Source organism: Vibrio sp. 1F255 (assembly GCF_041439145.1).
Classification (GTDB): Bacteria; Pseudomonadota; Gammaproteobacteria; order Enterobacterales; family Vibrionaceae; genus Vibrio; species Vibrio crassostreae_C.
Genome location: NZ_JBGONQ010000005.1, coordinates 13,660 through 34,056 on the forward strand (window position 1 = coordinate 13,660; position 20,397 = coordinate 34,056).

A 20,397-nucleotide genomic window follows, 5' to 3' on the forward strand; every position below is an offset into this window, starting at 1 on the left:
ATCAACAATGTGGTTGAAGCATGAAGTATCAGGAGAAGGCTTTTTTCCTTCGATTCTATGAGTCCCCATACACGCGTGAACGTAACGAAATGGATGGCGATATTGAATAGTGTAATAGGAAAAAAACACACAACAGGTTCAAAAGATCATTCTTTGATTCTCATGATTTTTCCTGTTCTACCCATGGTCATTTTCTTCTTGCTCATCAGTTGGTATGAGCCGGGAGGCGTGAGTTGGCAAACGAATTGGGTTCCTAGTTTAGATGTAAACCTGAGCTTCAAGTTGGATGGGTTATCTTTCCTGTTCGCGTGTTTGATCAGTGGTATCGGTGCATTGATCCAGATTTATGCACTGGCATATCTCAAGGGGGATTCGTCTCGATTTTCTTTTCACCTCTATCTGACGCTGTTTATGTTAGCGATGTTAGGTGTTGTCACGAGCGACAATATTCTACTCCTTTTTGTTTTTTGGGAACTTACCACCATAACGTCGTATCTTTTGATTGGCTTTAATCACGAGAAAGATAAATCCCGCAAGAACGCATTTCAATCTCTGATTGTCACTGGCGCTGGTGGCTTAGCGTTATTAGCAGGTTTGATACTGTTGGGTGAAATGGCTGGCAGCTATGAGATAAGTACCATCGTCGCGCAAAGTACGCTGATTGCACAACATGAATGGTTCCTGCCTTCGCTGGTTCTGGTTTTGCTCGGTGCGTTCACCAAATCGGCGCAGTTTCCATTCCACTTTTGGTTACCTAATGCAATGGCAGCGCCAACGCCAGTGAGCGCTTATCTTCACTCGGCCACTATGGTGAAGGCTGGGGTGTATTTGCTTGCCCGTGTTTCACCTATCTATTCACACAACGATATTTGGTTTTACACGCTCGGCATTTTTGGTGGCTTTACCGCTATATGGTGTGCGTTATTAGCGCTCAAGCAAACTGATTTGAAGTTGATGCTGGCATACAGCACGAATGTTGCCTTAGGTAAATTGGTATTGTTGATTGGTATGGGTACTGAGCTTGCGATGATGGCCGCGCTGCTGTTTGTCTTGGCTCACTCGTTCTACAAAGCCGCGCTGTTCATGGTGGTGGGTAATATCGATAAGGCAACGGGAACGCGTGACATTCGAATGTTGTATGGTTTGAAAACAGCGTTAATACTCAGCCTCGTAGCCGCAATCATCGCTGCTCTGTCGAAATCGGGCGTGCCACCATTACTCGGGTTCTTGAGCAAAGAGTACATGTACAAATCCGGTCTGGAGGTGAGCGTCATCCTTACCGTTATCTTCCTTGTGGTTAACGTCATTATGGTGGCGTTGGCGTTGGCGCTGATCGTGAAACCTTTCTTCGCGACTTATGAAGGTAATCCAACGCCAGCCAAGAAAGTGGAATCCAGTAAAGGGCTTTGGTTGCCAGCAATGTTGCTTGCCATTGCCAGTGTGCTTGCGCCGGTGCTTGGTTTAGATTGGATCAACAACAATGTGGTTATTCCGGGGGTTTCGTCGAGCTTGCCTGACTCAGCACCACAAGCAGCCAAGCTTTGGCAAGGCGTGAATTTGCCGTTGGTGCTGAGTGTATTAACTTTGTTACTCGGCTTTGTTTTATATCGAGTCTACCCAAGGCTGTTGGTGGGCGGACAACGTGAAGGGGCCGTGGTGCCAACAGCCGAATCCGTTTTCGACAAAATTATGGCAGGCATGATGCGGTTAGCTAAATGGCAAACGCAGTTATTACAGCAAAAGCGCTTAAGTTATTACGTGTTGCTGTTCTATATTGTGCTCGCTGGATTACTGTTAAGCAGTCCGTTAGTGATCCCACGAGCTCGATTTGCTGCATTAACGGACATTAATTTCTACGAGGTAAGCATTGCACTGCTACTTATCGCTGCTGCCTTAGTCTGTACCTTTACCAAGTCTCGTTTGTTGGCGGTATCTGCGCTTGGTGTTGTGGGCTTTATGACCACTTTAGTCTTTATGATTTACAGCGCGCCAGATGTCGCGAAAACCTTATTGCTGGTTGAAACCTTGATGGTTGTATTTGTGGTGCTGTTGATACGTCACATTCCGGGCTTAATGACGGTGCCGCAACATCCTATTCGCCGAAAGTTGCTGCACGCGGCGATAGCTGGTGTGATTGGTATCTCGGTAACGGCGTTGTTGATCAATATCACCGCCCAACCTTTAGATGCCACTCTGGCTGATTTCTTCGCAGAAAACAGTGTTCCCGGCGGACATGGACGCAACATCGTCAACGTGATTTTGGTTGATTTTCGAGCCTTCGATACGTTGGGTGAGGTAATCGTAGTCGTGATGGCTGGTATCGCTGCGGTGAGTTTGTTGAAAACGCACTATCACAAACGTAATCGTATCCATTCCCTTATTTTTGCCACTACTGCACACATCGTTGCAGCGCTGATGTTGGTGTTTTCACTTTACTTATTGTTGCGTGGACATAACGAGCCGGGTGGTGGTTTCATCGGTGCGCTGATTGCTGTAATTGGTTTTGCGTTACTGATGTTTGCAGAGTCGCCAAAGTACGTTCGGGATCGTTTGTATTTCGCGCCATTTAGCATTGCTCTATTTGGTATTTTCTTAAGCTTCGTGGCTGGCCTGATGAGCTTTGCTTTCAATTTGCCGTTCTTAACCGGTTTGTGGTGGAAAGATATTCTACCGCTCGGCACACCGCTGATATTCGACGTCGGTATTTACCTCGCCATCATTGGTGGCGTGATGGGGATGTTGTTACGTGTGAATGAGGAGTTGGATTGATGGAAATACTATGGAGTCTCGTGGTCGGTGTGTTTGTCGCGGCTGGTGTCTATCTTATGCTTGAGCGACACATCTTGCGTCTATTATTCGGTTTGATCTTATTGAGTAGTGCCGTGAACATCGCGATTTTCACTGCCGGACGTTTAACGCCCGGACTACCGCCTTTGATTGATGCGAATTCACAATTACCACCGGAAGGTGCGGCAAACCCGCTTCCTCAAGCTTTAATTCTGACTGCCATTGTGATTGGTTTTGGCTTGTTGGTGTTCGCGTTGATGCTGTTTTACCGTGCATATTCAGAAGCGGGCTCGGCCGATGTTGATGCGATGCGACGTTCTGAGGAGGATGAATGACGACGATTTGGTTGACGTTACCCGCAGTGATTTCGCTTCTTACCGCTGTCGCCATCTTCTGCGCGAAGCGTAACAACGCGCTGGCGGATGCGATAAGTGGCACAAGCGCATTGGCGACTTTGGTGATTGCAGCATTGTTGACGCACGATGTCATCAACGGCTGTCCGCAAGCAGTGGCGTTTGGTCAGTGGGCGGCACCATTTGGCATTGTTTTTGTGGCGGATTATCTTGCCGTCGCCATGGTGATGGTGACGGCCATTATTGGTGTAGTGAGCGTGTTCTACGCCATGGGCGATCTGCAAGAAAAGGCATCTTACGGCACATTTCATGCGCTGATGCATATCTTGTTGGCCGGCGTGTATGGTGCGTTTCTTACCGGAGATATTTTCAACCTCTATGTGTGGTTCGAGGTGATGTTGATAGCATCGTTTGGTTTGATGATCTTAGATGGATCAAAGCAACAAGTGGATGGAGCAGTGAAGTACGTGATGCTCAATCTAATATCGACCTTGGTCTTCTTGCTCGCGATTGGCTTACTCTACGGTGCAACAGGGACTTTGAACCTCGCGGATTTACACGCCAAAGCCGCACTGATTCCGTCTGACACCAAAACTTTGCTCGCGGCACTGTTCCTATTCGCGTTTGCGATAAAAGCGGTGTTGTTTCCCGTTTTTGCTTGGCTACCTGCTTCTTACCATACATTGCCAAGCGCCGTTGTCGCACTGTTTGCTGCGTTGCTGACCAAGGTTGGAGTGTATGCGCTGATTCGTGTGTTCACTTTGATTTTTCCGCTATCAGAAAGTGGTTGGCAGCCAACTCTGATGTGGGTGGCGGGGCTTACGATGTTAACTGGTGTATTGGGGGCCGCGAGCCAATACGACATTAAAAAAATTCTCTCTTTCCATATCATCAGCCAGATCGGTTATATGATCATGGGATTGGCGATCTACACGCCGCTCGCCATTGCGGGTGCGATTTTCTACATCGTGCACCACATCATTGTGAAAGCAAATTTGTTCCTGATTGGCGGCTTTATCGAGCGTAACTATGGCTCGGGCAAACTTGGGCAATTAGGCGGAGTCTACAAAGCCATGCCTTGGCTAGCTTTCTTGTTTCTCATTCCTGCATTCTCTTTAGCGGGGTTTCCACCTCTGTCGGGTTTCTGGGGCAAGTTCCTTGTCATCAAATCTAGTTTGCAAACCGAGTTGTATTGGCTTGCAGGGGCCGCGCTCTTAGTGGGTCTGTTAACGGTGTTCTCGATGACCAAGATCTGGAACGAGGTGTTTTGGAAAAAGCCTCAGCAAACACTCAAAACTCAGCCAATGAACAAGTACACAAAAGGATTGTATTGTGTGCCAATAGCCACGTTGACCACGTTAAGTCTGATTATTGGTTTGGCAGCCGAGCCGTTTTACCAATTTTCAGTGCAGGCAGCAGAACAGTTGATTGAGCCCCAAGCCTACGTAAAAGCGGCTCTTGGAGAGAGTGCATTGGCTGACAGTGCAATAGGTGACAGCGAAATAGTTGAACGCGTGGCATTGAATTCATCGGGAGGGAGCCAATGATTTATCTATTTTTGAACTTGTTTCTTGCCTTAGCGTGGATGCTGCTAAACGGCAACTATACAGGCACGAACTTCATTCTTGGTTTTGTGGTTGGCTTTTTGGCGTTGCGACTCAGTCAACCGTTTGGTTTGAAAAACAGTTACTTCCGACGCTTCCGTGCTTTTGTTGGCCTGTTTCTTTTCTTCTGTTACGAGATGGTGATCTCGGTAGCCAGAGTCGTCTGGGATGTGGTCACGCCAACCCATTTGAGTGATCCAGATATCGTGTATGTCCCGTTAGATGTTGAGTCAGATTTAGAGATCTCTTTACTCGCAAACATGGTTTCTCTTACTCCGGGAAGCTTGAGTTTAGATGTTACACCAGATAAGAAGCACATGGTTGTGCACGCGATGTTTGCACCCGATCACGAAAAGGTTATTCGAGAAATCAAAGACGGTTTAGAAAAACGGATTTTGGAGGTGACGCGTGACTGATGGATTAGAAATCGGTATCTGGTTACAGATGAGCATCACGTTCGCTTATATCGGACTACTGCTCAGTATCTTGATGGCATTCATTCGCTTGGTGCTCGGTCCAACCTTTGCCGATAGAGTGGTCGCGCTTGATCTGATTTCATTCGTGACGGTGGGCTTTATTGCTGTTTATACCCTAGATAGCGGGCAGCAACCCTTGTTGGATATTGCTATTACACTCGGTCTAGTGGCCTTCCTAGGAACCATCGCGTTTGCCAGGCTTATCTTTAAAAGAAAAGGAGAGGTGTAATGGACACGATCGTTGGGATTTTACTTTGTCTTGGAACCTTATTTACGCTCATCGCAAGTCTTGGGATCTTACGAATGCCCGATCTCTACACACGAATGCACGCCGCGACTAAAGCGGGTACGGTGGGCTTAGCATCATTGTTATTAGCGGTGGCGGTGGCCATGCCAGAAATCACGGTGATTTCACGAGTGATTGGCACAATGTTGTTTATCTTCATTACCGCTCCGGTAGCAGCACACTTGCTGGGGAAAGCGACCCGAGAAAGTGGTTATCAAATCTGGAGAAACGACAAATAGCGTGGTCTTTCACTTTATGTAAATGTTGTTTCATTTGGTAACCATGAAACTACGCAATCATAACGTGAGCAGATCAGGATGTTATTTTTGCTTTTCGGTGGATAAACCTAATTTCGACCGCCCCTGCAAGAGCATTTAAGATTCTCAACTCCTTTCTCAGCTGAGTTGTCGCTCCGCCACTGCAGTGGAGGCTCGCAATATCTAGGGTAATTCTTGAATGCTAATTTAGCAAAGTCACTGACACAGAATTGTTCAGAAGTGCGCTGACGGGGGCATGTAACACGAAAATGCCCCATTGTGTGTTCACTTCGATGAGTGAACTACATCGGCAATCTATTTTTACAATACATAAACTAATGGTTAGGAAAAGGCCCGACACATTTTCTTTCTTCACTCTAGGTAGTCAGCATATTTAGATAGTATGGACAATAGGATAGAGTCAGACCATACTCCAGTCAAAAAGCTCATCGAAGCGATTCAAGATCTTTAAAGGTTACGGAGACTGAATAAGAGTCAATTTGATTGTTGGTTACTCTGTGACCGGGGGGAGGTGAGAGTGCACGAGGGGTCAGCGTTTTTGAATGAACTCTTCAATACCTTTACAGTTGAAGTATAAAATGAGGCGGCCAAATAGCCGTCCCAGACACACCATCTGACTTGTTTATTCACTCATTCCTTTAAGCCAAAAATTAATTCAATTTCATCATCAAGTCTTCTGCCCGTTGGTATAAAACCAAGCTTTTGATAAATAGAGAGCGCATTGCCTTTTTCTTTATCCATCGTGGTCAGGGAGACGCCTTTTAAACCGGTAATGGAAGCGTATTTCTTACTGAAGTTAATCGCTTGACTCCCCAATCCTTTTCCTTGGAAACGATGGTCAATCATGACGCGCCATACATATAAATGCTCCTTTTGAAAGTGTTCATCGTGTGTGTCCAGTATTCTAGGGTCAATCAGAGAGATTAGCCCCGCAGGTTTATTGTTTAAGTAAATACCATAGTTGATACTATCGTCGTTAAAACTGGCTTCTGCAAGCCACTCTGCGTTGTTAGCAATGAGTTGTTTTTGAGACTCTTCCACTGAGAGATCAATAATGTCATTGATAATGGTATTGTTTATTTTTAAAAAGCTAATTTTATTCATGCTTATTTACCTTGGGTAGGTGTTTCATTAAAAGTAACTGGCCAATGTAAGGATCTTGATAAGCTAATCTTGAGTTATCAAAATGGTAATGTCGCTTTTGCTCCTGTCTTTTAACATAGACTCTTCAAGTATCTTATAGATCTCTTTATCTGGCGCATATTAGAACGCGCCAATTTTTTTAATTAAGGTATATGTATGTCTTAATTAAAAACGATGATGGAAGTTATTGTTTCCTTTTTGCCTGCCCCCATGACAGAAATATTAGTTCCAAGCGTTGCCCACGATGATTCAAAAATAGGGTACGTATAGTATTTTTACAATAGTGCCGTCACAAAACCCAAAACAAACTCCCTGATAGAATGCTGACGAGTGTGATTAAAGATAACTTTAATGTGTTCTCAGCCAGCTACATTTTGTATATCACTTATCAGCTAAAATGGTGGCCAATATCTTATCGCCTTTGCATTCAACACTGACGTTCATTCCATTGACGAGTGCTCTCTCATTAGGCGCACTTGCTCTCATATCGAGTCCACTTGTTTAAATTTGGACAACTAGTTCGGTAAGCGTTAAAGAAAGAGTGCTGGTTACCCTGAAGTTTTAGTGTAGGCCACATCTTGATGTTATCGAAGATGGCCAATCGCAATGCAAAAATAGACACAGCCCTGGAATATTGAAGCTAATGTTATCGAAAGCTTTTCTGCACTATTTTTTTAGTTTGCGTAATTGGTGTAGCCAAACTTAACACCAATGATACGAACCGCCATATAAGTTTTAACTCATACCATTTGACGTATTATTGCGGAATCTTTTGTCTATGACAGTATGACTTTGTAAGTAAAATCATTACATAATGAAAGCGTATTTATTAAGTTGCCAGTTCAAACCTTGATGTATTGTTTTCATAAAGTTCAACGTTAATGTCGGTTTTATCTAATAGTCATAAGATGTTGCTCCTAATGAATTGATAGCAGCGTAGCTTCTTACGTCTAAAGCGGGACTGTATTGGATAAACCTGTGATAAAAATACAACGATTCACAAAAATGCTGTGCTTGGCCGACATATCACTCAGATTGACATCACTCATGGAAGTTGATTAAACGACTTTATATACTTGTAGTAATTCATTGTTTACTAAATTAGTAAAATCACTGACACGCTTTTGTCCAAAAGCTTCTCGGATTGAATTTTTGCCCGTGGCACTTTCTAACTCGAAAGTGCCCCATTTCAATTCAGCGCAGCTTTTCCTAACATTTTTACGATATCATCTTTGCCTAATTTATTGTAATGCGACAAACTTAATACACCCCCTAGATTTAGTATGAGCATGCATACAGTGCGAGTAAAAATAGAACAAAATGAAGATGGTGATCACTACTTCTTAATACCTGATGAGTTACAGAAAGATTTATCTTGGGATGAAGGTGATTCAATAGAGTGGATTGATAATGGTGATGGAAGTTGGACTTTAAAGAAGCTTAGTCGGTTGGAATCATTAAAACTCAAAGCATTTGACGACCCAGCTGTTAAAGCTGAGTATGACCGATTAAAAGATGACTCTGAGTTTGATCTTTAGCCAGTCAAGTCAAGCTATTCTGGTCGTAGTCAAACTACCAAACAACAAGCTTCCCAAATGTACAATAGCCCGTTCCACAACTCATCTTAACGTACTTCTTCTCCTTTCTTTGTTGTAAATCCATCACGCAGGGTGCGTGATGAACTTACTTTTGCCCCTTTTCTAGTTAGAACCAAAGCTACCCTTCAGCCATAATTGTGACTTTTGACTTACAATACTTGTACTATGCTTTTTTCAGCTTGGTTCTACTTACACAGCAAGCGATGCAAGTAGAAACCTTCAATGTGGTTGGGCGTTTTATCTACAGATAACGACTTCTCAAATGGTCTTTGAAGTATTGCGCATTCAAGGTTTCGCCCGTTGCACCTTTCACCAAGTCATCAGTGGTCAGCAGGCTGCCTTTGCTCCAAATGTTTGATTCTAACCAAGTGAAGATAGGGGATAGGTCACCGCTTTCAATCACAGAGTTTATATCTACCGTTTTCTTCATTGAAGCCATGAACTGCGCCGCGTACATCGCACCTAATGTGTACGATGGGAAGTAACCAAATGCGCCGTCTGTCCAGTGGATGTCTTGCATACAGCCGTTAGTGAAGTTACCTTGAGTGCTTAAACCAAGGTAAGACTGCATCTTGGTATTCCATAACTCTGGCACGTCAGTGTGTTTGATCTTGCCGTTGATCAAGTCACGCTCAATCTCGTAACGCAGGATAACGTGTGCAGGGTAGGTGAGTTCATCAGCATCGACACGGATGAAGTCTTTCTTCACGCGCGTGTAGATCTTCTGGAAGTTTTCTTTCTCAAATTCTGAGCCTGAGAATTGCTGACCAGCCAAGTTCGCTAAGTGTCCAATGAACGGGTCGCTGCGGCCGACTTGCATCTCGAAGAATAAAGATTGAGATTCATGAATGCCCATAGAACGAGCTTCCCCCGCTGGTTGTCCTGCTAGGTGTTTTGGTAAGCCTTGTTCGTAACGTGCGTGGCCTGTTTCATGCACAATACCCATTAAGCTTTGAACGAATTCCGCTTCGTCATAGCGTGTTGTGATACGCACGTCTGAAGGGACGCCGCCACAGAATGGGTGAACACTTTCATCCAATCGGCCGTGTTCAAAATCGAACTGAAGCAGCTTCATGACTTCTAAACCCAGTGCTTTCTGTTTCTCGGTCGAATAGATACCTGATGGTGCGTTAAATTGCTCGCTCGATTGTTTTTCGATCACTTCATCAATTAAACCTGGAAGCCAAGTTTTAACGTCTGCAAATAGGGTATCAAGTGAAGTAGAGCTGGTGCCCGGTTCATAAATATCCAGCATCGCATCATAAGGCGTTAGATTGGCTGCGTCTGCGCGAATCTGCGCTTCTTCACGAGAAAGCTCAACCACTTCACGCCAGTTCTTTTCGAATCCAACCCAGTCGTTGTTACCGCGTTGGCTACGCCACGCATGTTCACATTTTGAACCCGATAGAGATTTCGCTTCAACCAGTTTTTCTGGAAGTAGGTTTGCTTGTTGCCACTGGCGTTTTATTTCACGAAGTGACGATTGTTGCTCAGTGTTCAGCGCTTCATTTTCAGCGTCTACAATCCAATCGCCAAGCTGTGGTTGAGTCATTAAGCCGTGAATATGAACAGAAAGCTCGGCCATCGCTTCACTACGAGCTTGGTTACCACCTGCTGGCATCATTGAAGCTTGGTCCCAACCACAAATAGAAGCTAGGTGTTGAAAGCGTGAACATTTTTGAGAGTGTTCGACTAGTTTTTTGAATGCGCTCATTTGACTACTCTTAATTTGGTTTCTTTAAATGATCCTTGGGCTGCGTCAGCGTTAAGGTTCATCTCGTGTACTTTGATTATGGCTTTGCTTTTTAATGACGCCGACCTTCGCAGTCGAAGATATAGCGAGAAAAGCATGAGGCGGTACGATGCCTTGAATTTACTATTTCTTAACAAATCAAACTGTTCTATTGTGCACAAAATCAGTGAGTTGTATAGCTGGTGGCAATTGTTGCTTGCGAATTGTTCAGATACACGGTATTGATGATAGATCGCTGAACAAAAATGACAATGATATGGATATTTTGAACTTTGAGGCATTTCTAATTGCCATCACTATTTTAACGCTAACGCCGGGCTTAGATACGGCTTTGGTGATTCGCAATACTAGCCGCTCTGGCTTAGCTGACGGTTGTATGACGAGCTTTGGTATTTGTAGCGGCTTGTATGTACACGCGTTTTTCTCTGCTGTGGGTATATCTGCAATCCTCGCCCAATCCGCTGAACTCTTTCAAGCCGTTAAGATGGTAGGTGCGGTTTACCTCATCTGGCTTGGCTTAAGCAGTTTGCGAGCATTAATGAAAAACGGTGGCGGTTTAAAGGTCGGAGAACAAGCTCAGCAGGCATACAGTGCAAAGCGTTCTTTGCGTGAAGGCTTTCTGTCTAACGTTCTTAACCCAAAAACAGCAGTTTTCTATCTGGCCTTTTTACCTCAATTTGTAAACCCTGAAGGTTCGCCTTTATTGCAATCTATGTTGATGGCTTCGGTACACTTTATGATTGCGATGGTATGGCAATGTGGTTTGGCTGGCGCGCTTAACTCGGCTAAAAATTTGCTCAAAAACGCGAGTTTTATGAAGTGGATGGAAGGCGTGACGGGCATGGTGCTGGTTGGGCTGGGTGTTAAGCTTCTGATGGAAGAGCCTGTGTAGTTCACCGTTTTCAGTTGAACATGAATATATGAAAGCCCACGATGTGTCGTGGGCTTTGTGCTTTATTACTGGTAGATCTTTGTACCGATCTTATTCTACAGCGCAGTTATTCAACGACGCTAATGTTCATCTCAGCACCTTCGAAACCTAAGTCACTCAACTCATCGGCGTTAAAGTTGGTGGTAACTTCGATGTCGCCAATGCGCTCAGTAGATTCGTTGACGGAATCAGTACTTCTTTTGCTGCGTAGATTGTTAGTAATTGGTGTTGCTTGTCCAATTTCGATAGTACCTGCAAATTGAGATTCAGCGTAGAAATCTCCAGACACGTAAGAGTGGAAGGGGCGTAAGCTTCCGCCAGTCGCGTATTGCATGCTTGATAAGCCAGCTTCTTTAATCGCCCAGCTCCAATCCCACCATTTAGTTTCACCTGGGATGTAACGGTGATCCCATTGGTAGCGAATGTCGGCAGATTCACTGCTGCCACGGCCCATGGTGAAGGTATGAGCCTTGTACGGGCGGTTATCTGGATGAGAGTGCCACGCGTTGCCACCCCAACGAAGGAAGCCGTTGAATTCAACATCGTAGCTAATATCGGCGTTGAATCGGTACGGGTAAGAGATGCTTGAACGATACAGCTCAACTCGAATCGGTAGCTCCGAATTCGCAGGAACCATAGGACGAGCTTGAAGTGTTACTTGTTCGCTAGTGGAGTTGCCATTTGTTTCAGCGAAGCTTTGGTTAGCCTCGAACTTAACGGTGAGCTTAGTTTCGCCAACCAAAGGCCACTTGAAGGTGTTCTCTGTTTGAACGCTCTGTGAGAATCCGTAGCTGTTCGTTTTCGACCAGTTTGTTGATTCGTCTACTTTTAGGTCTACCACCACTTGTTGCGCGATGTTGCTGTTGTTTCTTGCCGTCGCGTAAACCGTTTTCACTAGTTCACGATCCGACTCGACAACATCACCATGCCAAAAGTTGTCGTCGTTAACGGTGTAGGCAAAATTGTCGACGGTGATTTTGGTTTTTTCATCACAGCGATAGCCGCTACAAGAGCCATTGTTATTTCCTTGTATTACCCAACTGTTGCCAGAGCGCTTTATCGTCATGTCTTCGCCCACGTACTGACTGTTATTACCGCCAACCCAAGCGTAACCTAGGTTGTGGGCTAAGTAGCTTAATGGGCGTACAAAGTCGTTACGGTTGTTCACTAATTCATACTGAACATCGATTTCGCTGCCTTCCTGAACCGATTTGGCGGAATAGTTAGGGATTTCAGATTGGTCGTTGTTTGGGTAACAGAACGTTGACCCACTGCTTGATTGCTTAATTTCGCCATGATAACCCGGCCCCATGATTACCCAGTTTCCTTTTAACCCGGTGATCTGCCAAGTGCCCATGCGAGCGACCAAAGTACTCTTCTGCTCTTCTGCTTCATAACGGTCTATAGGACGATAACCAGAGCGACAGACATCTTCACCAAGTTGGTCAAACACTATTTGGTCTGGGTAAATCTTCGCATTTACACCGGTTGATAGAACAGACAACACTGCGGTTGCTAAGAGACTTCTGTTTACTGTGATCATTAACAATTCCCTCATTTGTAATTTTTCTATTTTGATAATGTTTTGTGTGCCGTGCAGTTAACAAGACAAGTTCACTTTTTCATGTTGATAAATAGATAGATACTGAAAAGGGTTGAATTAAATTACCCAGTTAATTCAATGGCTTGTATTGTCATTAGTGTTTTTACGGTGAAAGAGTATGCAACTGAACGTAAATTGTTTGATGGGGCTCAAACCGTTTTTAGAAAAATGAAGGCCCATTATTCGGGCTTAGACGTCAAAATTATTTGACGTTATTTTTGGCGTTTGTATGAATGGTTAATTAGAAGAACAGGTATAACCATTCACAATACTCGTAGTTTTAAGGTGGGCAGGTAGTGAGTGACAAAGAGTAAAAATCTAACTTGAATATTTTGCTTTGCTATCGGTTTTAAAATGCAAACACTTAAAGTAAGGAAGACTGTAATAATTGTATTACTGATAAAATAATGAAAATAACCATCCGTTTTTTATGTGTAATATCGGAAAAGCTTGCTACTTGATAATAGGGCACTTTTTGCTAGTGGTTAAACTATCTCTAATTATCGTTTGGCCAGAAGTTGCGTTCGGCCTGTATTACACGTTTTAATGATGGCAAATAAATCATTCGAACTTAAGATATCAATCTTTACCGTTAATGGGTCATTGTTGATTAACAGGTAAGGCGCCAATCGGCTGTCATTCATTGTTTTATTTATTTTTTGCACAGAGACTAAGTCAATGGTGCCAGAAATAGAAAAGAAAAGTGATTGAGAAGGACGGGCTGTTCCTCTGAATCGCAGAACAAGTGGGTCGGGCATGTTGTCGTCTTGAACGGACATCAGGTGCAGCACCTTGTTGTTACTTATTTTCGTTAATCCGTCGGTACGTAATACATTGTCATTCACTATCAGGTCCACCACGCTATGTTGGTAGCGATGCTCTTCTTTTGGTTGGGGCGAAGGGATACTCCATATGCCAACCAATAAAACGAATGCAGAAATGAGCGCAACGATTGGCATCATAATTGACCTCTTTCTAGGAATAGGGCCAGTTCGGTACTGGCTTGATCTAGTTGGGTTGGCGTGTAAAAGATGTTGACGGACTGGCGTGTGGCTTTGTTCAGAATAGAGAGCTCAGAATATTCCGCTTCTTCGCTAATGTACGCCACGCAATCACATTGATACTGATAGAGAATGCTTTCTAGCTCTGGCGTCATCGCCATTTCAGGGGCTTGGAAAACTTGTATTTGACCTATCCATTGCTCGCTGAGCCGGTTAACGGGGTTGATATCGCTGAGGTTTCTCTCATTAACCTTAGCAAAAGCCAATAACGCTGATGCCAACAGTAAGCAGCCAGTGGTGAAGTAGCACAACTTGTTTCGGTTTTCAGCAGTGGGAAAGTAAGCCGACGAACTTTGTTTAGGGTTAGGCTTAGGTTCGACTGCAACAGCTGCACCGATAGCAATACCGTTATTGCCGACGGGTATCAGGTTGCTCGCATCAGCAAGGGGAGTTGTGGCTGCATTATTGATGGGGGAGTCGATTACCACGCACTCATCGATAAGGCGATAGCCCACCTTAGGAACGGTGACGATTGGGGTTTCTTTGATGCCTAATCTAACGAACCCTTGGCGCAGTAAACTTATACTTTTCGCTAGTGACGTATCCCCTATGAACTCGTTTCCCCAAGCGAAGCTAATAATATCTTGTTTGTTAACAATATCGGGTGAGTTTTTATGTAATAACTCCAGGACCCGAGTTTCACGGTATCCTACTTTAATAGAACGTTCATCGTTATAAATACGGTTTTTAATCGGGTCGAATCTGATCATATAGCCAACGTTTTATTTTTATTATAATTCTCTCTACAATGTAGATGACTATAAACTGACTAATATATGAATTAAAGTCACATGTTTTATTCTTCTGGTTTTTTGTGTCGTTGAAACGAAAAGAAATTTAATATGTTTGTTACAAAACGCCTGACACCTACGCACAATCTGTTAAATATAAGTAATATCTAATTAAGTGTTGGTTTTATTAGTGTTCTTTTTAGTAGTCTTCTATCTTCTTTATTAAATCGCATAGTGGTCGATTTAATATTCTTGTTATTTATAAGGGCATATGTGCTGCATAATAATTTAAGACGTTTCGCTATGTGATGAAAATAAAAAAGCCCGCAGTTAAATGCGGGCTTGGTATTCAATCACTTCAGTTTACGCTTTAACTGCTTCACAATCATTTGAAGACGTCAACGGTTTGAAGAATAGCTTGGTTTCTTCGATAACAACGTGGCGCAGCAAGATAAGCCCGATTAGGTTCGGAATTGCCATTAGGCCGTTCACGATATCAGCCATTATCCAGATCATGTCGAGCTTTAAGAATGCACCAGAAGCCACCAACGCAATGAAGATGATCTTGTAAGGCAATACAGCTTTGGTACCTAGCAAGAACACAACACAGCGCTCACCGTAGTAGTTCCAACCTAAAATTGTTGTAAACGCAAAGAAGATTAAGCCAACAGAAACCAACATAGGGCCAAGGGTATCTGCATTCAGACCAACAGCGAATGCGTGAGTGGTCATCGCAGCGCCTGAAAGATCAGTCTGCCAAGCACCCGTTAAGATAAGCGCCAAACCTGTCATCGTACAGATGATGATGGTGTCGAAGAAGGTACCTGTCATAGAGACAAGTCCTTGTTTCACACATGAGTCTGTTTTAGCCGCTGCTGCAGCCATTGGTGCGCTACCTAGGCCAGATTCGTTCGAGAACACACCACGAGCGATACCTGATTGGATAGCAAGCATGATGCTCGCGCCAAAGAAACCACCGGTTGCTGCTGTGTTGGTAAACGCAGAAGTCACAACAAGGGTAATGGCATTCAGTAGTTGGTCGGCATTTGAAATCAGAACGCTTAAACACGCGACGACGTACATAACCGCCATAGTAGGAACAACTTTCCCTGCCACTTTAGCGATAGATTGGATACCACCAAGGGTAACCACTGCCACTAATATCGTAAGAACGACAGCAGACATCTCACGCGAAGCGCCAAATGAGATTTGAGTTGCGTCCAAGATAGCGTTGACTTGTGGGAAGGTACCGATACCGAAGCAAGCAACGCCGAGCGCGAAGACAGCGAACATTACCGCTAAGATTCGTGAGCCGACACCGTATTGCAGGTAGTACATTGGGCCGCCAACCATTTCGCCATTGCTATCGGTTCTGCGGTATTTAACGGCGAGTAGACATTCTGCGTACTTGGTCGCCATACCAAATACAGCGGCAAGCCACATCCAGAATAGGGCACCAGGGCCACCAATCTTGATTGCGGTTGCTACACCAACGATGTTACCTGTACCAATGGTTGCTGAAAGTGCAGTACACAAAGCGGCGAAACTCGATACGTCACCCGTACCAGATTTGTCTTTGCTGAACACCATTTTCAGTGCAGTTGGGAGGTGTCTAAACTGGAGTAAGCCTAAGCGAAAAGTAAAGTAGATACCTGTACCCACTAGCAGAATAAGCAGTGGTGGTCCCCAAACGAATTGGTTGATGGTTTGTAGTGTAGCTTGTAGGTGGTTCATAGATTCCCCTTAATAAATTAAAAATTTAAGGAGAAGAGGGAAGGCAGTGCAGATCGCAGGGATCGGGAGCACTACTTAATACATACGGATTTCTAGATAGAATTCTTTTGTTAATTAAGGCTGTTGCTTTCCACTCCTCTGTCCTTTTGCCTGAGAGTTTCACTTAGCGAATCACTTATAGATAAGTAACGGGCACTAAGCTTGCTCCTTCGGCGACCGATCTAACGGTTCTCTCCAGAGGTTCCTCCAACGACAGTCCTCACTTTTCTGGATTTCTCCAGCATAAAGCACCTGAAAGATTTACTTCTTCGGCGGGTCAATCTAACTAAATGTTAATATTCAGTTAAAAACCACTCTCCTGCAGTCTTCATCGGAACAATTACCTAAATAATTAGGTAATCTGTAGGCGTATCCTAGATCATATAAAATGTGATGTCAGCTACAAAATATCTGTTTGCACAAATGTTGTTCAACTAAATGATCAAACAACGAGTCTCTGACGTAACTTGCTTATTTAAATGGTATAAAATAGAGAAACAAGGAGGAGTTATGACTCGACTAATAGCGATTGTTTTTTTATTGGCTTTGGCATTTGTACTATTTCGTTACCGGACAAACGAAAAACTGCAAAAATGGGTAGTGATAGTTATCGTTAGCAGCTTCCTTTTGTATACTGCCAGCTTGATGATTTCGGAGTTAACTCGTTAAGCCTGCCTGTAAACAGGTGGGATGAATGTGTTAGTAGAGCTTAAGTGCTTCTGGCTTGAGCGATAGGTTTAACTGAGCCTGCACTATCAGTATTGGCATTCGTGCCAGTGACCGCGTAACGTTAAACAAATTTTTGGGAGTACCCGCTAGTGAACCAGCAATCTGGACAAAGCGAACAAGATGAAGTGGTTGTTATTGAAGAACGCGATAAGCGCAGTCAGCTCTATATCGGCATTGCTGCGGTTATAGGTTTAGCACTGGGTGGCTTAGTTGGTTCTACAGTTACGGCTTCTAAGTGGGAGTCCACTTATCAGGTACTCGAAACTCGTTATCAAGAACTGCATGACAGCAGAGCACAGTTGATGACATCCGTTGAAACTAAAGTGGCAAAAGTTGATACCGAAATCGATGCGAAAGTAGAAGCCGCTCTAGTGAAACAAACGGAAGAGCATCAAAAAGAGCTCCAGGAATTAGCGAAGCAGTCTTCGGTTTTAGAGAAGGCGAACTACTCGTTAGAGCAACAGCTAAATGAACAGAAGCAAACGTTAGAGCAAACTCAGCAAGACAACCAGAAACTTAATCGTCAGGCTGACATGCAATCGACTTTGTTTGAGCGTGCGCGTGAAGTTTTCCGAAAAGAATTACAGATTTCTCAAGAACTTGAAAAACTTGAGAAAGAAAGAGATCAACTCGAGCAGAATCTTGGTTCTCTTAAGAAAGCGTGTGATGTTTACTTAGATGGCACATCATGGGATGCGAAATCTGACGCGTGTGAGAAGCAAGATAACGCTAACTCTCGACTGAGTGATATAAGACAAATGATTGAAGTCCACACCATGGACCTCAAACAGATCAAAACTCTCACTGAAGAGATGGGTCTATAAGCCGAAGGCTTTACCAACCTAACGTTAGTTTTTCACTAAATATTGAAACGCCCACATCACACACGTGATGTGGGCGTTTTGCGTTTGTCGAGAGCATAGATCCGGTGCTTTCTCATTATTGATTATTTGCGTGTTTTCATTGTTTGCTTAGATATTTGTGAATAGTTACGTATATCCACAATGATATGTTACTTGTTGTCTATTAAATGACTTTGCATACATATTTTCAGCTCAGAGTCGCTGCATAATAGTGTTGTTCAGGATGAACACGCAGTCGATTGCTAGCTCGCATTTGGCTGCTTTGACGACAAGGGATGGAGTGATGCCAGAGTATCTTTGTGAGAACTGCACCATAGCTTATTGTTTCGATGATTGTCGCTCGCCATTAGCGCAAAAAGAGATGATCAAAGTAGAAGAGTTGGTTCGTCGTGTCGATGTTGAACACGATGATGAACAGAGTGAAAAGGGTGAAAAGGGTGAAAAGAGTGAGCAGGGCATTGAAGGTAGTTATTCGCCTAATCGTTCAGACATAAAAAATCCCCACAAGCCAAGCTGGTAGGGATTTTGGATAAGTTGCAGTCCTGTTCTCGCTTTCTCAAGCAAAGGGTCTTACAAAAATTTTTAGAACAGTTTCGTTTTTAGAGCTGTGTCGTTTCTTAGAATGCAGTTAGCTACTAGAGCAAAACCTCATTCCACTAAACGTTATTTCTCATACGTTTTGATTTCGCCTGATTTCACACGAGCAACAAACGATTGCAGTTCTTTCTTCACAACTGGCATCAAGAAGTACAGACCAAGAATGTTGAAGATAGACATCGCAAAGATAGCCGCATCAGAGAAGTCGATTACCGCACCAAATTGAATCGTGGCACCAATAACAACAAACACACAGAACATCACTTTGAAAATCAGTTCCGTTGTTTTACCTTCACCAAATAGGTAAGTCCAAGCCTTAAGACCGTAGTACGACCAAGAGATCATGGTAGAAAACGCAAACATAATTACCGCGAGAGCGAGTGTGTATTTGAATACTTCTGCCGTTTCAGTAAACGATGCAGCAGTCAGCGTTACGCCCGTTAAACCAGAACCATCGAATGGACCTACGTTTAAGCCAGCAATAGTGATAACCAATGCGGTCATTGTACAAATGATTACCGTATCAACGAACGGTTCTAATAGTGATACTAGACCTTCGGTGATTGGTTCTTTTGTTTTAACCGCTGAGTGAGCGATAGCTGCTGAACCTACACCTGCTTCGTTCGAGAACGTTGCACGTTTCAAGCCTTGAATTAACGCACCAATAAATCCACCAACAACACCTTCACCAGTAAATGCACCTGTAAAGATTGCGCTGAACGCAGGGCCGACTTGATCAAGGTTAGAACCGATAACAATCAGAGCCATACCGATATACAGAGCAGCCATCCAAGGAACAACTTTTTCCGTTACCGATGCGATAGAAGGCATACCACCAACAATCACAGAGAAAACTAAAGAAGCAAGTACAAGGCCAGTGATCACACCGTATTCACTTGGTACATCAAATGCGTAAGTTAACATGGCGTGTGCTTGGTTAGCTTGGAACATGTTACCGCCGCCCAATGCGCCCAAAATACACATTAATGCGAAACCAATAGCGAGCACTTTACCTAGTCCGCCTAAACCTCTTTCACCCAGACCTTGGCTTAGGTAGTACATTGGACCACCCGAAACAACACCTGAAGGTAGGATAGTTCGGTATTTCACACCTAAGGTACACTCACAGAACTTAGAAGCCATACCCAGAAGGCCACACAAGATCATCCAGAATGTCGCGCCAGGGCCACCAATCGCAAGTGCAGCACCCACACCGGCAATGTTACCAAGCCCGACGGTTCCAGAAAGGGCAGTAGCTAAAGCTTGAAAATGGGAAACTTCGCCGTCTTCTATTGAGTTAGGGTCTGTGTACTTGCCTCTAATGATATCTACAGCCATACCGACTCGCTTAAATTGAACGAAGCCAAAGTAAACAGTAAAGATCAACGCAGCGAGTAATAACCAGCCAACAATAATAGGGAAGTTGGCTTCGCCAACCGGTACACTTTTAAATATGAGTCCAACGAACCATCCTGTGTAGTCGTTGAAAAACCCATCAACACTTTGACTTAAGTTGCTGATAGCTTGGTTAAATGATCCTTCTTCTGCAAATGCACTGGAACTAAACAATAATATAAACCCAAAAAATAATTCACGTATGTTTTTCATGGTTTTCCCTGTCTTTTTAATAAATTATGTTTGTTGCTGTTGTGTTTGTTTTCTATTTGATTTGTATATCTCAGTGGTTTATCTACTTCATTCGACGGCAACATAAACGGCTGTAGCTAGGTCGAAAAACGAAATAAATATAAGTACTGATCTTGTTTTGTATGGATATCCTTTTGGTATGTGCACCAATAAGACCATGGTATTCGGGCTACCAAGTCCTACT

The 20,397-nt window shown here is 43.8% G+C and carries 17 protein-coding genes and 1 riboswitch; of the genes, 10 read left to right on the forward strand and 7 right to left on the reverse strand.

The features are described 5' to 3' along the window. Nucleotides 1–162: 162 nt before the first annotated feature. Genes mbhE through mnhG form a run of 6 tightly spaced genes read left to right on the forward strand, consistent with a single transcriptional unit; the run spans nt 163 to nt 5,745 of the window. Entirely contained in the window at nt 163–2,769 is a 2,607-nt protein-coding gene (gene mbhE, locus ACED41_RS04895) for a hydrogen gas-evolving membrane-bound hydrogenase subunit E (RefSeq protein ID WP_017068245.1), read from the forward strand. Continuing rightward, complete coding sequence (locus tag ACED41_RS04900) at nt 2,769–3,122, forward strand: Na+/H+ antiporter subunit C (RefSeq protein WP_017062418.1); 354 nt, start codon at nt 2,769–2,771, stop codon at nt 3,120–3,122. Before mbhE ends, ACED41_RS04900 begins: the two co-directional genes overlap by 1 nt. Next, a complete protein-coding gene (locus tag ACED41_RS04905) occupies nt 3,119–4,687 on the forward strand; it encodes a proton-conducting transporter membrane subunit (RefSeq protein ID WP_371724577.1) in 1,569 nt (522 codons plus the stop codon). Before ACED41_RS04900 ends, ACED41_RS04905 begins: the two co-directional genes overlap by 4 nt. Next, nucleotides 4,684–5,160, forward strand: a complete 477-nt coding sequence (locus ACED41_RS04910; RefSeq protein ID WP_017062420.1) for a Na+/H+ antiporter subunit E — start codon at nt 4,684–4,686, stop codon at nt 5,158–5,160. The genes ACED41_RS04905 and ACED41_RS04910 overlap by 4 nt, the downstream gene beginning before the upstream one ends. A gap of 28 nt (nt 5,161–5,188) precedes the next feature. Next, entirely contained in the window at nt 5,189–5,449 is a 261-nt protein-coding gene (locus tag ACED41_RS04915) for a cation:proton antiporter (protein ID WP_032545874.1), read from the forward strand. Beyond that, a complete protein-coding gene (gene mnhG, locus ACED41_RS04920) occupies nt 5,449–5,745 on the forward strand; it encodes a monovalent cation/H(+) antiporter subunit G (protein ID WP_017062422.1) in 297 nt (98 codons plus the stop codon). The genes ACED41_RS04915 and mnhG overlap by 1 nt, the downstream gene beginning before the upstream one ends. Before the next feature lie 669 nt (nt 5,746–6,414). Here the strand turns inward: mnhG and ACED41_RS04925 are convergent. Beyond that, entirely contained in the window at nt 6,415–6,888 is a 474-nt protein-coding gene (locus ACED41_RS04925) for a GNAT family N-acetyltransferase (RefSeq protein ID WP_004734802.1), read from the reverse strand. A gap of 1,322 nt (nt 6,889–8,210) precedes the next feature. Between ACED41_RS04925 and ACED41_RS04930 the strand changes: the two genes are divergently transcribed. Continuing rightward, the gene (locus tag ACED41_RS04930; protein WP_371724578.1) at nt 8,211–8,465 is read left to right on the forward strand and encodes a hypothetical protein; all 255 of its coding nucleotides are present in this window, start codon (nt 8,211–8,213) and stop codon (nt 8,463–8,465) included. Between the two features lie 301 nt (nt 8,466–8,766). On the opposite strand, the gene ACED41_RS04935 is transcribed toward ACED41_RS04930, so the two are convergent. After that, on the reverse strand, nt 8,767–10,239 hold the full coding sequence (locus ACED41_RS04935) for a carboxypeptidase M32 (RefSeq protein ID WP_371724579.1): 1,473 nt from the start codon (nt 10,237–10,239) through the stop codon (nt 8,767–8,769). 295 nt (nt 10,240–10,534) lie between these two features. Between ACED41_RS04935 and ACED41_RS04940 the strand changes: the two genes are divergently transcribed. Then, nucleotides 10,535–11,170, forward strand: a complete 636-nt coding sequence (locus tag ACED41_RS04940; protein ID WP_017058961.1) for a LysE family translocator — start codon at nt 10,535–10,537, stop codon at nt 11,168–11,170. Nucleotides 11,171–11,276: 106 nt separating this feature from the next. On the opposite strand, the gene ACED41_RS04945 is transcribed toward ACED41_RS04940, so the two are convergent. The 4 genes from ACED41_RS04945 to ACED41_RS04960 all read right to left on the reverse strand — a co-directional run bounded on the left by ACED41_RS04945 (nt 11,277) and on the right by ACED41_RS04960 (nt 16,338). Beyond that, nucleotides 11,277–12,752, reverse strand: coding sequence for an aerolysin family beta-barrel pore-forming toxin (locus ACED41_RS04945; protein WP_371724580.1), 1,476 nt, complete (start codon nt 12,750–12,752; stop codon nt 11,277–11,279). Nucleotides 12,753–13,312: 560 nt separating this feature from the next. Next, nucleotides 13,313–13,774 (reverse strand): hypothetical protein, encoded by a 462-nt coding sequence (locus tag ACED41_RS04950; protein WP_017059728.1) that lies wholly within the window; start codon nt 13,772–13,774, stop codon nt 13,313–13,315. Continuing rightward, a complete protein-coding gene (locus ACED41_RS04955) occupies nt 13,771–14,583 on the reverse strand; it encodes a winged helix-turn-helix domain-containing protein (protein WP_017066273.1) in 813 nt (270 codons plus the stop codon). The genes ACED41_RS04950 and ACED41_RS04955 overlap by 4 nt, the downstream gene beginning before the upstream one ends. 384 nt (nt 14,584–14,967) lie before the next feature. Beyond that, the gene (locus tag ACED41_RS04960) at nt 14,968–16,338 is read right to left on the reverse strand and encodes a sodium:alanine symporter family protein (RefSeq protein WP_017059726.1); all 1,371 of its coding nucleotides are present in this window, start codon (nt 16,336–16,338) and stop codon (nt 14,968–14,970) included. Nucleotides 16,339–16,466: 128 nt separating this feature from the next. Next, a riboswitch (glycine riboswitch) is annotated at nt 16,467–16,586 on the reverse strand. A 609-nt stretch (nt 16,587–17,195) separates the two neighbouring features. On the opposite strand from ACED41_RS04960, the gene ACED41_RS04965 reads away from it, so the two are divergent. Then, a complete protein-coding gene (locus ACED41_RS04965) occupies nt 17,196–17,930 on the forward strand; it encodes a chromosome partitioning protein ParA (protein WP_371724581.1) in 735 nt (244 codons plus the stop codon). A 322-nt stretch (nt 17,931–18,252) separates the two neighbouring features. Then, complete coding sequence (locus tag ACED41_RS04970) at nt 18,253–18,489, forward strand: hypothetical protein (RefSeq protein ID WP_371724582.1); 237 nt, start codon at nt 18,253–18,255, stop codon at nt 18,487–18,489. A gap of 143 nt (nt 18,490–18,632) precedes the next feature. Here the strand turns inward: ACED41_RS04970 and ACED41_RS04975 are convergent, their stop codons facing one another. Then, on the reverse strand, nt 18,633–20,174 hold the full coding sequence (locus tag ACED41_RS04975; protein ID WP_017063800.1) for a sodium:alanine symporter family protein: 1,542 nt from the start codon (nt 20,172–20,174) through the stop codon (nt 18,633–18,635). Nucleotides 20,175–20,397 lie beyond the last annotated feature (223 nt).

Bases quoted from the DNA above. Each gene is read 5' to 3' on its own strand.
- ACED41_RS04950 (WP_017059728.1), bottom strand. From the start codon at position 13,774: ATGATGCCAATCGTTGCGCTCATTTCTGCATTCGTTTTATTGGTTGGC.
- ACED41_RS04970 (WP_371724582.1), top strand. From the start codon at position 18,253: ATGCCAGAGTATCTTTGTGAGAACTGCACCATAGCTTATTGTTTCGAT.
- ACED41_RS04945 (WP_371724580.1), bottom strand. From the start codon at position 12,752: ATGATCACAGTAAACAGAAGTCTCTTAGCAACCGCAGTGTTGTCTGTT.
- ACED41_RS04915 (WP_032545874.1), top strand. From the start codon at position 5,189: ATGAGCATCACGTTCGCTTATATCGGACTACTGCTCAGTATCTTGATG.
- mbhE (WP_017068245.1), top strand. From the start codon at position 163: ATGATTTTTCCTGTTCTACCCATGGTCATTTTCTTCTTGCTCATCAGT.
- ACED41_RS04960 (WP_017059726.1), bottom strand. From the start codon at position 16,338: ATGAACCACCTACAAGCTACACTACAAACCATCAACCAATTCGTTTGG.
- ACED41_RS04955 (WP_017066273.1), bottom strand. From the start codon at position 14,583: ATGATCAGATTCGACCCGATTAAAAACCGTATTTATAACGATGAACGT.
- ACED41_RS04905 (WP_371724577.1), top strand. From the start codon at position 3,119: ATGACGACGATTTGGTTGACGTTACCCGCAGTGATTTCGCTTCTTACC.
- ACED41_RS04925 (WP_004734802.1), bottom strand. From the start codon at position 6,888: ATGAATAAAATTAGCTTTTTAAAAATAAACAATACCATTATCAATGAC.
- mnhG (WP_017062422.1), top strand. From the start codon at position 5,449: ATGGACACGATCGTTGGGATTTTACTTTGTCTTGGAACCTTATTTACG.
- ACED41_RS04935 (WP_371724579.1), bottom strand. From the start codon at position 10,239: ATGAGCGCATTCAAAAAACTAGTCGAACACTCTCAAAAATGTTCACGC.
- ACED41_RS04930 (WP_371724578.1), top strand. From the start codon at position 8,211: ATGAGCATGCATACAGTGCGAGTAAAAATAGAACAAAATGAAGATGGT.
- ACED41_RS04910 (WP_017062420.1), top strand. From the start codon at position 4,684: ATGATTTATCTATTTTTGAACTTGTTTCTTGCCTTAGCGTGGATGCTG.
- ACED41_RS04975 (WP_017063800.1), bottom strand. From the start codon at position 20,174: ATGAAAAACATACGTGAATTATTTTTTGGGTTTATATTATTGTTTAGT.
- ACED41_RS04900 (WP_017062418.1), top strand. From the start codon at position 2,769: ATGGAAATACTATGGAGTCTCGTGGTCGGTGTGTTTGTCGCGGCTGGT.
- ACED41_RS04940 (WP_017058961.1), top strand. From the start codon at position 10,535: ATGGATATTTTGAACTTTGAGGCATTTCTAATTGCCATCACTATTTTA.